This window comes from Opitutus sp. sgz309028, from assembly GCF_059821195.1.
In genome coordinates this window covers 108,340-121,711 of sequence record NZ_JCAMRR010000006.1, presented here as the reverse complement: position 1 = coordinate 121,711, position 13,372 = coordinate 108,340, and the positions used below count along the sequence as shown (strand labels likewise).

11 protein-coding genes and 1 tRNA gene are annotated in these 13,372 nt (G+C 63.8%); 7 read left to right on the top strand and 5 right to left on the bottom strand.

The window, feature by feature from the left end; genetic code table 11:
- Positions 1-33 precede the first annotated feature (33 nt).
- From AC6RV7_RS19865 to AC6RV7_RS19850, 4 genes are all read left to right on the top strand, one after another.
- On the top strand, positions 34-723 hold the full coding sequence (locus AC6RV7_RS19865; RefSeq protein WP_500095944.1) for a glycosyltransferase family 2 protein: 690 nt from the start codon (positions 34-36) through the stop codon (positions 721-723).
- Positions 724-774: 51 nt separating this feature from the next.
- On the top strand, positions 775-2,190 hold the full coding sequence (locus AC6RV7_RS19860; RefSeq protein WP_500095943.1) for a hypothetical protein: 1,416 nt from the start codon (positions 775-777) through the stop codon (positions 2,188-2,190).
- Between the two features lie 83 nt (positions 2,191-2,273).
- On the top strand, positions 2,274-3,218 hold the full coding sequence (locus tag AC6RV7_RS19855) for a glycosyltransferase family 2 protein (RefSeq protein ID WP_500095942.1): 945 nt from the start codon (positions 2,274-2,276) through the stop codon (positions 3,216-3,218).
- Positions 3,215-5,431, top strand: a complete 2,217-nt coding sequence (locus tag AC6RV7_RS19850) for a hypothetical protein (protein ID WP_500095941.1) — start codon at positions 3,215-3,217, stop codon at positions 5,429-5,431. Before AC6RV7_RS19855 ends, AC6RV7_RS19850 begins: the two co-directional genes overlap by 4 nt.
- 5 nt (positions 5,432-5,436) lie before the next feature.
- Here AC6RV7_RS19850 and AC6RV7_RS19845 read toward each other — a convergent pair whose 3' ends face one another.
- Positions 5,437-6,168: a class I SAM-dependent methyltransferase gene (locus AC6RV7_RS19845; RefSeq protein ID WP_500095940.1), complete on the bottom strand. Its 732-nt coding sequence runs from the start codon at positions 6,166-6,168 to the stop codon at positions 5,437-5,439.
- Positions 6,169-6,229: 61 nt separating this feature from the next.
- Between AC6RV7_RS19845 and AC6RV7_RS19840 the strand changes: the two genes are divergently transcribed.
- Complete coding sequence (locus tag AC6RV7_RS19840) at positions 6,230-8,236, top strand: hypothetical protein (protein ID WP_500095939.1); 2,007 nt, start codon at positions 6,230-6,232, stop codon at positions 8,234-8,236.
- On the opposite strand, the gene AC6RV7_RS19835 is transcribed toward AC6RV7_RS19840, so the two are convergent.
- The 4 genes from AC6RV7_RS19835 to nadD all read right to left on the bottom strand — a co-directional run bounded on the left by AC6RV7_RS19835 (position 8,224) and on the right by nadD (position 11,708).
- Positions 8,224-10,077, bottom strand: coding sequence for a glycosyltransferase family 39 protein (locus AC6RV7_RS19835; RefSeq protein ID WP_500095938.1), 1,854 nt, complete (start codon positions 10,075-10,077; stop codon positions 8,224-8,226). The genes AC6RV7_RS19840 and AC6RV7_RS19835 overlap by 13 nt on opposite strands.
- A gap of 52 nt (positions 10,078-10,129) precedes the next feature.
- A complete protein-coding gene (locus AC6RV7_RS19830; RefSeq protein ID WP_500095937.1) occupies positions 10,130-10,474 on the bottom strand; it encodes a prepilin-type N-terminal cleavage/methylation domain-containing protein in 345 nt (114 codons plus the stop codon).
- Positions 10,475-10,647: 173 nt separating this feature from the next.
- The gene (gene rsfS, locus AC6RV7_RS19825; RefSeq protein ID WP_500095936.1) at positions 10,648-11,124 is read right to left on the bottom strand and encodes a ribosome silencing factor; all 477 of its coding nucleotides are present in this window, start codon (positions 11,122-11,124) and stop codon (positions 10,648-10,650) included.
- The gene (gene nadD / locus AC6RV7_RS19820; RefSeq protein WP_500095935.1) at positions 11,121-11,708 is read right to left on the bottom strand and encodes a nicotinate-nucleotide adenylyltransferase; all 588 of its coding nucleotides are present in this window, start codon (positions 11,706-11,708) and stop codon (positions 11,121-11,123) included. The genes rsfS and nadD overlap by 4 nt, the downstream gene beginning before the upstream one ends.
- Before the next feature lie 239 nt (positions 11,709-11,947).
- On the opposite strand from nadD, the gene AC6RV7_RS19815 reads away from it, so the two are divergent.
- Together AC6RV7_RS19815 and AC6RV7_RS19810 are read left to right on the top strand one after the other, a co-directional pair.
- On the top strand, positions 11,948-13,213 hold the full coding sequence (locus AC6RV7_RS19815; protein ID WP_500095934.1) for a tyrosine-type recombinase/integrase: 1,266 nt from the start codon (positions 11,948-11,950) through the stop codon (positions 13,211-13,213).
- Between the two features lie 13 nt (positions 13,214-13,226).
- Positions 13,227-13,312: transfer RNA gene (locus AC6RV7_RS19810), tRNA-Leu, on the top strand.
- Positions 13,313-13,372 lie beyond the last annotated feature (60 nt).

The window sequence follows — 13,372 nt, the reverse complement described above, 5'->3', positions numbered from 1 at the left end:
GTCGGCCCCAATCATGGAGACACCGCCACTTCAATGAAGCTCTCGATCGTCATTCCTTGCTACAACGAGGCCGGCACCATCCGCTCGATCGTCGAACGCGTGCGCGCGGCGCCGGTGGCCGACAAGGAAATCATCGTCGTCGACGATTGCTCGCGCGACGGTACCCGCGACATTCTACGCCTCCAGATCGCGCCGCTCGTCGATCGCATCATTTATCACGACACCAACCAGGGCAAAGGCGCCGCGCTCCGCACCGGGTTCGCCGCCGCCACGGGCGACGCCGTCATCGTCCAGGACGCCGACCTCGAATACGATCCGCAGGAATATCCGAAACTGCTGAAGCCGCTCGTCGATGGCCGCGCCGATGTCGTCTTCGGCTCGCGTTTCTCCGGCGGCGAGGCGCACCGCGTCGTCTACTTCTGGCACATGGTCGGCAACAAGCTCCTCACGCTGCTCTCGAACATGGCGACTAACATCAACCTCACGGACATGGAGACATGCTACAAAGTTTTCCGCCGCGAGGTGCTGCAGAAGATCACGATCGAGGAAAACCGCTTCGGCTTCGAACCGGAGATCACCGCCAAAGTCGCGCGGCTCGGCGTGCCCATCTACGAGGTCGGCATCAGCTACTACGGACGCACCTACGCCGAGGGAAAAAAGATCGGCTGGCGCGACGGCTTCCGCGCGCTGTGGGCAATCGTCAAATACAACTTCCTGCGGTGACACCGCCACGCCGCGCGTCGCTTGAGGCGAGCCGTTCCATCATCGTTTGATATGGACGTCTCTCCGCACTCCCTTCGTCCACTCGAGATGCTGTGCGGCGCGCTGGCGGGAGCCGCACTCGCCCTTTGGCTCTGGCGTTCGTTCTGTCTGTTTCCGTCCTATGGTTGGAACGAGATCCGGCTCGCCCCCCTTTATTTGTGGCAGCAAGGCGCCTCGTTGTATCCGGCGTCTGCCACCGGTCCTTCCACGACGTGGATCTACGGCCCGGTGCCGCTGCTCGCCTTTGCGCCGTGCCTCGCGATGGGCGGCGTCGCCCCGGCGCTGCTCCTCGCAGCCGGTATCAATCTTGCAGTTACACTGATTCCTCTGGGCATCGTGTGCGCAAGCTGGCCCGGAAGCGCCGCCACGCGAGCCCCGGCGTCGCGTCTGGCCGCGTTCGCGTTTTGCCTCGCCCTCTGGCCGGCAGAAAATCTTCGCTTCCTGCAATCCGACAACGTCGCCGTCGGATGCGGCCTGCTCTCGTTGCTGATGATCCCCCAAGGTTCCGGCCCGAACCCGCGCCGGCGGTGGTTGGCGGCAGCGTTCGCAGCGGCGTCCTTGCTCAGCAAGCAGACGCTGGTCGGACTCGTCGTCGCGCAAGCGGTCTATCTTTGGATCGCCGAAAGGCCCCGCGCCGCCCTGGAGTATGGTCTGTTGGTCGTATTACTCACGGCGCTCGGATTGGCCGTGACGGTTGCAGCGAGCGGGCCCGGCGTGATCCAAGCGCTGTTCGTTTTCCCGGCCGCGATTCCGTGGGTGCATTCGGTCGCGCACCGGCTGGCCGAGTTCTGGCCGCATCTGGTGTTCCATGTCGGGCTGCCCGTGGCGCTGCTTTTCTTCGCCGCAAAACAGGTGTGGCGACGCGATTCCGTGTGGCTGCTCCCGGCGCTGGTTTGGCTGGCCACTTTGCCGCTCGATCTGGCGGCCTTGCTGAAGATGGGCGGCGCCGTCAATTCGCTGCACGGGCTCGCGCTCGCGCTGCCGTTGGTGGTCACGACGACGTTCGTGCAGAGCGGACGTCCAATCGTGCGCGCAACCGCTTACCTCGGCGCAGCTGCGATCGCAGGCTGGCACCTCAGCGGCGTCGGCCCCGGCAACTGGCGTCCGAAGACGCAACATCTCGCCTCCGGCATCGCGCTCGCCCAGGCGCATCCGGGCGCAATTTGGTTTCCGTGGCATCCGCTGATCACCGCCTATAGCGAGGGGCGGATCGACGAACCGGAGGACGGGTTGTTCATCCGTTCGCTGACGGGGCATCCCGTGCTACTTGGGACGGCTCACCTCCCGCCCCGGTTTGGCGCCATCGCCTATCTCGGCCGGGAGATGGAATGGGGCATCGCGCGTCAGCTGATTCCGCCGGCTACACCCGCCGAGGCGATCGACGTCTGGACCGTGTATCGCTGGCACGTTGAAAACCGCGGCGATTGAATCGTTCGTGAAACGCGCCGGCCAGGCGCACGAGGCCGGCTTTGAGGTTTACTGATTGGGCCCGGCCGGTTTTCGTAACTCCGATGCCCGAGGAGACATCTCCGACGATCGTGATCGTCACGCCCATTCTCAACGAAGCGGCGGTGCTGCCCGAGTTGATCGGCCGCCTGACCGCCGTCTTCGATCGCACGGGCGACCTCCGCTGGCGCGCGATTCTTGTCGACGACGGCAGCACGGACGATTCGCGGGCGCTCGTGCGGGCGGCCACGGCGCGCGACCGAAGGTTCGAACTGGTGGAGTTGTCACGAAATTTTGGATTCCAAAGTGCGCTGACCGCCGGGCTCGCCGCCGCCGCAGGCGCGGATGCCGTGGTGACGATGGACGCCGATCTGCAGGATCCGCCGGAGGTGATTCCGCAGTTGGTCGCCGCCTGGCGCGAGGGCGCGGAGGTGGTTCGGGCGGTGCGCCGCACGCGCGCGGAAACCGGCGGACGCCGCTGGGCCTTCGACCTTTTTCATGCGTGCTATGGGCGGCTGACGGACTTCCCGATCGAACCGAACTCGGGCACCTTTGGGCTGCTGAGCCGCGAAGCCGTGGCGGCCTTCAATGCGCTGCCGGAGCGCAACCGCTTTTTTCCGGGCCTGCGCGCGTGGATCGGCTTCAAGCGGGCGGACGTCGTTTACGACCGGCAGGCCCGCGCCGCGGGCGAGTCGCAGCAAACGCTCCGGCGCCTCGTGCGCTACGCGCTCGACGGCCTGTTCAGCTTCTCGCATCTGCCATTGCGGCTGCTCACCTACAGCGGACTGTTCGTGGCGTTCATCGGGTTCGCGCTTGGCGGGTTTTTCGCGGTGCGTCGTATCCTCGGCGTGGAGACGGCGGCGACAGGTTTCACCACGCTGGTCACGCTGATCCTCTTTCTCGGCGGCGTGCAGCTGATCGCGATCGGCGTGCTCGGCGAATATCTCGGCCGGGTGTACGACGAGGTGAAGCGCCGGCCGAACTACATCGTGAAGAAGGACCGGCCTTGACCGCGCCCGGGATCAGGCGCAACGGATGGAAATGGGGCGCGCTCGGGCTGCTCGCGGCCGGGCTGGCGGTGACCGGCTACTGGTTGCTGTTCACGACGTTCATGCTCTACGACGACGAGGGCTACGTGCTGCTCTCGTTGCGCAACTTCTCCGCGCACGGCGCCCTTTACGACCGCGTCTACACGCAATACGGGCCAGTGCCGTATCTGATCTACGACGCGCTGCACCGCCTCCTGGGATTTGAGTTCACGAACGTATCCGGACGCTGGATCACTCTCGTGAACTGGCTCGGCGCAGCCAGCGCCGGCGCGATCCTCGTCGCGCGGGTCACACGCTCGCTATTGTGGAGCGCACTCACGCTCGCGATCACGTTCGCCTACTTGTGGATCATGATCAACGAGCCGATCCATCCCGGCGGATTGCTCGCGCTCCTCGTGGCCGCGGGCACGGCCTGGAGCGGAGAACTCTGGACGCGGGGCCGGCTGCGTGAATTCGCAGTCGTCGCGGGCGCAACGGCAGCGCTCCTCGCGCTCACCAAGATCAACGTTGGCGTCTTCTTTCTCGGCGCGGCGGTCTGCTGGCTCGCGGCCAATGCCGCCCCCGCGCGGCTCGCGCGATTTTTCCTTTGGGCCCTCGCGGCCGGCTGCGCGCTGCTGCCGTTCGTTCTGATGCGATCGCTCTTCGATCAGCCATGGGTGCGGATGTATGCGCTCGTGTTCGCCGGCGCCGCGCTGTCGCTGACGCTCACGCTTCCACGGGTGACGCAACCGCGCGTCGGCGCGCCAGGATGGACGGAGTTTGCGATCGCGATCGGTTTGGTCAGCGGTGGCATCGTAGCGCTCACGGTCGCCCGCGGCTCGAGCCTCGCGGGGCTGCTGCAGGGAGTGCTGCTCGATCCGCTCAGACATCCGGGAGTCTATTTTTTCGGAATGAACTGGCGCGTCGGCACCGGCGTGCTGGCGATCGCGTCGCTGGCAGGTGCGGCGCTCGTCGCGCGGCAGCAGGCATGGGAGCACCCGCGTTTCCGCAGCTTGGTCGCGCTCGTGCGCGTGGTCGCGGCCGCGATTTTTCTTTGTTCTCCGCTGCAGCTCATCCCGACGAGCATGGCAGCGTGGGGCATGTGCTACGGGGTGACGCTCGCGTGGCTTTTTGTCGTGCCGCTGCAATCGAACCGCGAGGCGGCGCAGCTCCGCGGCTGGCTCGCGCTCGTGCTCGTATTTCAGTTTCTGCAGGGCTATCCCGTTGCCGGCAGCCAGATCAATTGGGGCACCTTCCTCTGGGTGCCGCTGCTCGCGCTCGGACTCGCCGATGCCGCGCCGGTGCTTCGCTCGCTCGCACTGATGGGAGACGGCGGCATTCGCCGACTCGCCATCGCCGCGGTGGCGGGGGTCACGCTCTTCACCGCCGGGCAGCTCGGCAAAATCGGCGCGGAGCGTTTCTATTCGAGCCAGCCGCTGGCGCTCCCCGGGGCGGAGAGCCTGCGGCTGCCTGACGACATCACTTACGATTTGCGCATCATCACCGAGAATCTTCGCGCGCACGCGGATCTGTTGTTCAGCTTTCCCGGAATCTTCAGCGCCAACCTCTGGAGCGGACTTCCGCCCCCGACGCCCGCCAACGCCACCCACTGGTTCTCGCTGCTTCGTCCGGCTCAACAACAGGAAATTGTCGACCGGCTCGAAGCCACGCCCCGCGCGGCCGTGCTCGTGCAACGCGATCTGCTCGAGTTTCTCGACCGGCAGCACTTCTCCACGGCGAGCCCGCTGCGCGATTGGTTCGTCGGCCATTTTCAGCCCGTACTGAAAATCGACGGCTACGAGATCTGGCTGCGACGCGGCCGCACGATCGCGCCGCTCTCGACCGCGCGAATCGGCTCGCTGGCATCGTCAGGTGAGCCGCTCGAAATCACGCTGACCTTGAAAGCCCCTGCGGCACCCATCGCGCGAATCGAACTCTGCGATCTGGCCCACCCTCAAACTCCCCGGCAGGTGTTCGATGCCGGGAACACCCGCGCCTCGGTCGTCGCCTGCGATCTGAGCGGCCAGCCGCACGGCCAGTCGCGTGAGGCGGCGTTTCCGGTGCACCTGCCGCCCGTCGGCCAGCTCCAGCTTCGCACGTCCACGGCCACGGCGGGCATCGACTGGAGCCGCGCCTTGCTCGTGCTGCGCGACACGGAAGGTCGCGTCGTCGCGGAGGCGCGCGTGATTCGTTGATCCGGTCAACGCTTCCGCGCGACCAGGATCAGGCTGACCCCGAACGGCCATGGAAACCGCGTTTGTCCCAACTTCACGAATACACGATGCAGCCGCCGGTTGAGCCACGGCGACGGCAACCGATCCTCGGCGCGGGCCTGTGCGGGCGCCGGTCGCAGCCGGCGCCATTTGCGAATCGCCCAGACCGCGGGGAAGACGAGCACGTTCGTGTAGTTCACGTATTCGATCGTCCACTCCGCCTCCGGGAAAAGCGCCGTGAGGCCGCGGCGATCGTAGCGGCGGAAATGATGCAGCGCCTCGTCCCAGTCGCTCCACAACGCCATGCTCGCGGGCACAGTCACGACCGCGACGCCGCCCGGCTTCAGCAGGCGATGAAATCCCTGCACCACCGCGGCGTCGGCGCGCACGTGTTCGAGGACGTCGAGCGCGGTGATGTAGTTGAGCGATGCGTCGGGCAAGGGAACCGCGTCGCCCGAAAGGCTCAGGACCTGCTCGGGGCGAAAACGCGCGCGCAAGAGCCGCAGCGCCTCCTCGTGATCGTCGAGCACGAGGACGCGACAACGCTCCTGCAGCTCGAGCGCGAAGCGCCCGGTGCCGGCGCCGCAGTCGAGCAAGAGGTCGTCGCGCCGCAGCGGGCCGGCGCGATCGAGCCACCATCGAACCAACTCGCGCTTGCCTGCATAATACCAGTGCACGGGTTCGACCGCGTCCAGATTGGCGTATTCGGCAGGATTCATGGCAGCGGTTGAGAGAAGCGTTGTTTCGGACGAAAACGTGTCCACGCTATTTGTTCGCCGCATGCCATTCCCGCGATCGAGCGCTCTCCGCCCCATCGTCACTGCACTCGCGGCCGCCCTGCTCGCGCTGCATGCGTGGCTCGCGTTGAGCGCCACCATCGGACTCGGCGTCACGGCCGACGAAACCGCGCACCTGGTTGGCGGCTACAGTTACTGGCGGTTCGACGATTACCGGTTGCAGCCGGAAAACGGAAACCTGCCGCAGCGCTGGGCGGCGCTGCCGTTGCTGCCGCAATCACCGCATCTCGACCCGGCGGAACACGCCGATCTGTGGCGACGGTCGCAAGTGTGGCTGATCGCGCAAAAATTCCTTTTCGAGTCCGGCAACAACACGGAATTTCTCCTTTTCTGCGCCCGCGCCGCGATGACGCTGTGGAGCGTCGCCACGGGCCTGCTGGTTTTCTGCTGGTCCCGCCGACTCTGGGGTGACGGCGGCGCGTTGCTATCGCTGGCGCTGTTTGCGTTTTCTCCGACCACGCTGGCGCACGGACCACTGGTGACGTCTGACATGTGCGCGGCGTTCTGGCTGCTCGCGGCGACGGGTGCATGGTGGCGGTTGACGGAGCGCATTACGCTCGGACGCCTTGCGCTGAGCCTCGCCGCGGCCGGACTGCTGGCGGTGGCGAAATTCTCCTGCGTGCTGCTGCTGCCGGTCGCGGCGCTGATCCTGGTCTGGCGGGTGATTCGAAACGCGGGGCTCCGCATCGGACGCAGTCGCGAGCTGACCGGCCGCGCCGCGACGTTTTTCGCGCTCGGCGCGCTGGCGGTCGTGCATGTGGTCTTCGCCTGGGGCATTGTCTGGGCGTTCTTCGGTTTCCGTTACGAGGCATTCGCACCGGACCTCCCGGAGGCGGGAAAATATTTCGTCGCTTGGCCGGCAGTGATGCCGGCGGACGGCTTCTGGCACTGGTTTTTCGCGACCACGCGGGCGTATCACCTTTTTCCTGACGCTTACCTGCAGGGCTTCGCGTATGTGCTGAAAGCGTCGCAACAGCGCGGCGCGTTTGCGGCCGGCCATTTCAGCAGCACCGGCTGGTGGTGGTTTTTCCCGTATGCGTTTCTCATCAAGAGTTCGATCGCGGAACTCCTCGCCGCGACAGGCGTGGCCGCGATCGCTCTGGGGCGCTGGGTGCAGCGCCGCGGCGCAACGCTGGCCACCGATCTCGAACGTGTGTTCCCGCTGCTGGCGCTGGCGGCAACGGTCGCCGGCATTTCGATCGCGAGCCAGCTCAACATCGGCCACCGCCACATTCTCCCGCTGTATCCGATTTTGTTCATCGCCGCCGGAGCGCTGGCCCGGCGCGATGGCGGGCCGAAGACGTGGTGGATGGCCGGCGGGTTCGTGGCTTTGGCGGCGATCGAGTCCTTCGCCGTGCGACCGCACTACCTGGCGTTCTTCAACCGGCTCGTCGGCGGCCCCGCGGCGGGCTGGCGTCACCTCGTCGACAGTTCGCTCGACTGGGGACAAAACCTGCCGCGACTGTCCGCGTGGCTGCGCGATCACCGAGGGCCCGGCGAACCCGTTTACGTTTCGATGTTCGGGAGCGACGATCCGTTTTATCACGGCATCGAGGTGCAGGAGCTGTCGCCTTATTACAGTTTCGGGCGCACACGGCGATGGATCGAACTTGAGGGCGGGCTTTATTGTGTGAGTGCAACGCTGTTGCAGGATGTCTATAGTCCGCTGAGCGGTGCATGGACGGCGGAACGCGACGTCGCGTATCGGCAGATGCTGGACATGATGCGGCGCGAACTGGCCGCGGGCGCGCGCACGGATGAACTCGGCGAGTTCGGCGAGGGCATTGAGGGGCCGCTTTGGAATCTCGATCGCGCGCGTTTCGCCCGCCTCTCGCTTTATCTCCGCCATCGGAAGCCCGATGCCGTGATCGGCTATTCGATATTTGTCTTTCGGTTATCGGAGGCGGAGGTGCGAACGGTGGTCGATGGCAGCGCGACGGACTTCGTGCGCGCAATCGAGGAGGCCGCGGCTTCCGCTCAGGGCAACTGACGGAGCCAGAGCAGCAGGTGATCGTTCTCGGCCGGCGATAGCACCGGCTGGTTTTTCGGTTCGTCCGCGGGATGCTCGCGCCGCTGCTTGGCCCAAGCCCGCAACTTTGCCTCGTCGATGCCGACGATCCGACTGAGCCGGACGAGATAAAGTGGCGCGAACGCCCGCTCCTCGACTGTCTCCAGCGTCAACGCATCGCCGAACGCGTCGCGCTCGCTGACGAGGCGTTCGCCGGTCTGTACATTCGGGGTGATGCGCTGCACGACGAAGAAGTGCGCGAAGGAACGATTCCGAAAATGCAGGATCAACGCTTCCGGGCGTCCGGCGACCGCGGTGGGCGTGATGCTGGACTTGTTGTATACGAACCACTGCAGGCCGGAGTTGGTGTCGATCGCGAGCGCACTCTCGTCACCGAGCGCTCGGATATGTTGCCCGAGCCAGTTGGTGGCGCGGGCGGCGAAATTGACCTGCGTGAACCGATGCAGCGCGTTGCTTGGCATGGTGAACCCGACGAGGTAAACGAGGCTCACGCCGGTGAGCACCTGCCAGCGACGTCGCGTCGTGACGATGCGCGGCCAGACGAGAATCAGCGAAAAGATCAGCAGCACGTGCGCCGGAAGGCTCAGGCGGTGGATGATGGTGTCATCCCACCGGCCCCAAAAATAGCAGAGCATGAAAAACGTATGCGCGCAGAGCCCGAGCAGGAAGAGGCTCAGCACAGCAGTCGCCGGCTGATCCGAAAACATCCGGCGATGCTCGCGGTAAAACAGCAGCACGAAGAACCCGACGCCGAGCGCGCCCGCGACGGCGACCAGCACCGAATTCGGCTGCTGGCCATCGAGGCAGAGGAAAAAGTTCAGCGCGTGTCCGACGTTGTCGTAGAAATAGCTCAGGCTGAATGGAGCGGTTGCGCCCGCGATGTCATTAAGCTGCCACGCCGCCTGCGAGAGTTTGAACACATTGTGGTGCAGCGGGCACACGACGAGCAACAGCGGCGCGAGTAGAAGTCCCCAAGGCAGCGCAATTTCGCGCCGCCGCCACCAAAGGTAGATCACGGTCGCGCCGACGGGCGCGAGGAACAGCACGGACTCGTAGCGCACCTGCGCGAGCAGCACGCCGGCGAGGACGAAGGCGTTCAGGCGCTCCGAATCTGCGGGCGCTTCCGCGGCGCGCTGGCCGAGCCAGATCACGGCCGCGATCATCACCAGATTAAGCAGTTCGAAACCGGCGCCGCACGCGTTCTGCGCGACGAGCGGGATGGTGGCGAGCAGCAGCACGGCCGCGATACCGGCGGGCCAGCCGCCGACGCGGCGGCCGATCAGCAGCATCAGAATCATCAATACGACCGAGAGCGCGGCATTGAGCGCGAAAACGTTCGCGGGCCGGTAGCCGGTGAGGTCGTGCAAGACCGAGACGAGAAATGGAAAGAGGAGCGGGCGCTTGTCGACGATGCTCGCGAAGGAGGTGAAATTGCCCGCGTAATCGTAACCCCGCACCATCAGCGACGCTTCGCGCGTCTCGTGCATCTGTTTCGCGGTGAGCTGAAGCACGACCTCGTCGGCAACGATCTTGTATTCGTGCGGCTCGTGCAGATGGAGAAAACCGGCCGCGGCCACGGCGATGACGACCGGGCCGAGCCAGGATCTCCATGCGCGCAATTCGCCCCACTCCGGCCGAAGGCTGCGCCCGAGCGCAAAAAGAAACGCCGCGGTCGCGGCGAGGATCATCCAATAACCGGCGAGCCGGACGAAGGACACGGCCTGCCAGGGCGTCAGCGACCAGAGGCCGAAGACGAGCGCGAACGCGGCGATCAGGATGAACAGAAGCAATCGTCGAGACATAAAAAAGCCGCCCGCAGAAATGACGGGCGGCTTGAAAGGAGACGACTCTATATCACTGAGCGTAAGTCAGCGTGCGGGCACCCGCGACGCCCGTCACCGTGATCGTCTCGCCCTGCGTGTAGGCGAGCGGATAGGTTTCGTTCGCGACCGTGTTGAGCGCCTTGATATAGGCCTGCGAACCGACCAGCGACGTGATGGCGACGGTCGAAGTGCCGTTCTCGAGGAAGTATTGATCGGCCGCCGCACCGAGCTGGCGCATGTTGTTCATGACCGCCTTGTCCTGCGAGGACTGACGGACCTTCTGGAACGCGGGAATCGCCATCGCGGCCAGAAGGCCGATGATGACAACCACGATCATGATTTCGACGAGCGTGAAGCCCTTATTGTTCTTCTTCATGTGATGGAATGATGGATGATATGAAGTGCTCAGAGGTGAGCAGTGAAACGGAGTAAGCCCTATGAGGGAAACACTGACAAGGTCAAAGTCCTGTTAATAACCCCTCCAAGCCGTTGACATACGCGCACGTGCGACGGCGAAAACGAACCGACTTCGACACAATCGTGCGCGACTTAAGTCTTCTTTTTGCGCGGCGTCGTCGCCTTTTTGGCGGCGGTTTTTTTGGTCACGGTTTTCTTCTTCGTGGTCTTGCGGGCGGCGGCGGGCTTGCGCGGCTTCGGCACGGCGAGCAGTTTGGGCACGGAGATCTCGACCGCATCTTTCCAGAGATTCTCCAAGCCGTAGCGCGTACGCGTATCGGGGGCGAAGATATGCACCATCACGTCGAACGCATCCACGACGATCCAGCCGCTCTCTTGTACGGTTTCCATGCCCACGATCCGAGTGCCGCTGGCGTCGATCGCCTTTTCGAGCTCGATGCGCAGGGCGCGCAGGTGCGGCTCGGACGAGCCGGTGGCGATCACGAGGTAGTCCGTGATGGACGAGTGGGCGCTCACATCGAGCACGCGGAGATCGATGGCTTTTTTCTCATCGAGCGCACGGCAGCAGAGCTTCACCAATTCGAGCGAGGCGGGGGATGTCCCTTTCATGTAGTTTCGCGATAAAGGCGTTTTTCCTGGATATAAACAATGGCTTTGTGCGGCACGAAATAATCGAGCGACAAATGGTGCTTCACGCGTTCGCGGAGTTCCGTCGAACTGATGGCGAGCAGGTGGCCGTCGCACCGGTGCAACCGCAGGCCGGGAATCTCCGGGTGCGCTTTCACGGGGTAACCGGGCCGCTCCAGAAAGATGAATTCGACCAGCTGCACGAGCTCGTCGATGTCTTTCCATAAATGCAATTTCGGCAACTGGTCGCCGCCCACGACCCAGAACAGCTCGTCCTCCGGATACCGCGCCCGAAAGTGGCGGGCAGAATCGATCGTGTAACTCACGCCGCCGCGACGCAGCTCGAAGTCGGAGATCTCGAAACGATGATCCCATTCCACGGCCGCGCGCAGCATCGCCAGCCGATCCTCGGCGCTGCTCTGGACGTCGTTCGGCTTCAGCGGCGCCTGGGCGGCGGGCACGAGGACGAGCCGGTCGAGCCGGTGCTGTTCGAAAGCGTCCTGCGCGGCGATCAGGTGGCCAAAATGAACGGGATCGAAGCTCCCGCCGAGAAAACCGATTTTCACTCGCGCGCAACGTGATGTGGCCGCTGACGGCCGGCAAGGGCGATCTGCGACGACGGGCTGCCCGGCGACAGGGAGATTGACGGAGCGGACGGCGACTTTGAAAGTCGCCAGCGTGCCGCCCGCCCGGGTGGTGGAATGGTAGACACTAGGGACTTAAAATCCTCTTCGTCTTCGTCATGTGATTATGCTACTAGTTATTTTATAGCATATTACCGTTTTATCTGGTGTGATTTTCCTGTTTGTGCTGCGATTTGTGCTACTGGCGCAAGAACGCGCACAAAGTGACAAAAACAAACAGCGAAAGCGCAGATAAACACCGGTTCGAGAATGCCTGCGATTCTCGCGGCAGACCGATTCGCGGTCTGTGGGTCCGAAACAAGGATCGCTACTACGTTCAACTTCGCGTACCAGGCTCGGACGGTTTCAAAAAGCCGAAACGCGTGCCGCTGAAGGCGCGTTCGCTGGCTGCGGCCGTAGCCGAAGCGGAAGAGGTCCGCGTCCGGCTTCGCTCAGGTGAAGAGCTGCCATCGACGGGGAAGAAACCGCTGCTTTCCGGCCTGATCGACAGGTATCTAGAATTCTATGACGGAAATGCCGCGAAGCGCGTTTCGACCATGAAGGGGGAAAAGAACATGCTGAAGGTATGGCGTAGGGAGTTGGGCGGGGTGCGAGTCGATCGCCTCAATCGCGCTATGATTCTCGGCGTGATCGAAAAAAGAGCAAAAGAAGGACGAACCAACCGCACGATTAACCACGGCATGGTTGTGCTGCGGAACGTCTTAAAACACGGCCAGCAACTTGGATTCTTGCAGCGCCTTCCCTCAGATGGAATTGCAGCTCGCCGCGTGGTTACTCCGCATCGAGCATGCATTCGGCCCGACGAGTTGAACCGGTTGTGTGCGGCTGCAATCGCAGAATGTCCTCGAACTGGCGAACTGCTGAGTGATTTTCTTCGTTTCCTTGCCTACTCCGGGGCGCGAGAACAAGAAGCAATTCGCACGCGCTGGCAGGATGTGTCCTTCGATCGTAAACAAGTAATCATCGGCGCCGACGGCTTTGCGAAGGCCGGCAAGTGGCGTGTTGTGGACTTCAACCCGGCCTTGGAGCGTCATCTTCGCGAGATGGCGGAGCGTCGCGTGCCCGGCAGTGACTACCTCTTCCCCAGTCCACGCCGCACCTCTCGGCAACCAGACCGCCCGGCTAAACGGCTGCGCGGCGCACTCGAAACCGCGCGCTCGGCGGCCGAGCTGCCGAAGGTAGGCTTCCACGATATGCGCAGATTTTTTATCAGCTATGCCGTGATGTCGTCGGTACCATCACTTACGATCGCCAAGTGGGTCGGTCACGATTCCGGCACAGTCCTAATCGATCGTGTGTACGCCCATCTGACGCCCGAGCACATGTCATCGGAAGCTACAAAGTTAAGCTTCGCCGATCCTGCTCCGAGGTTTGCTGGCACTTCGTCGAACGAAGCCTCGCCTTCGTCGACGACCGAAGCAAGTTGAGGTGCGGTCAGACGCCCGAGTGGTGAAATGGTAAACACTAGCGACTTAAAATCGCTTGCCTGAAAAGGCGTGCCGGTTCGAGTCCGGCCTCGGGCACCATTACTGTGCAACGCGTTGCGAATTTCAACAGCAACGCGAGCACGACGTCATCTTCGTTTG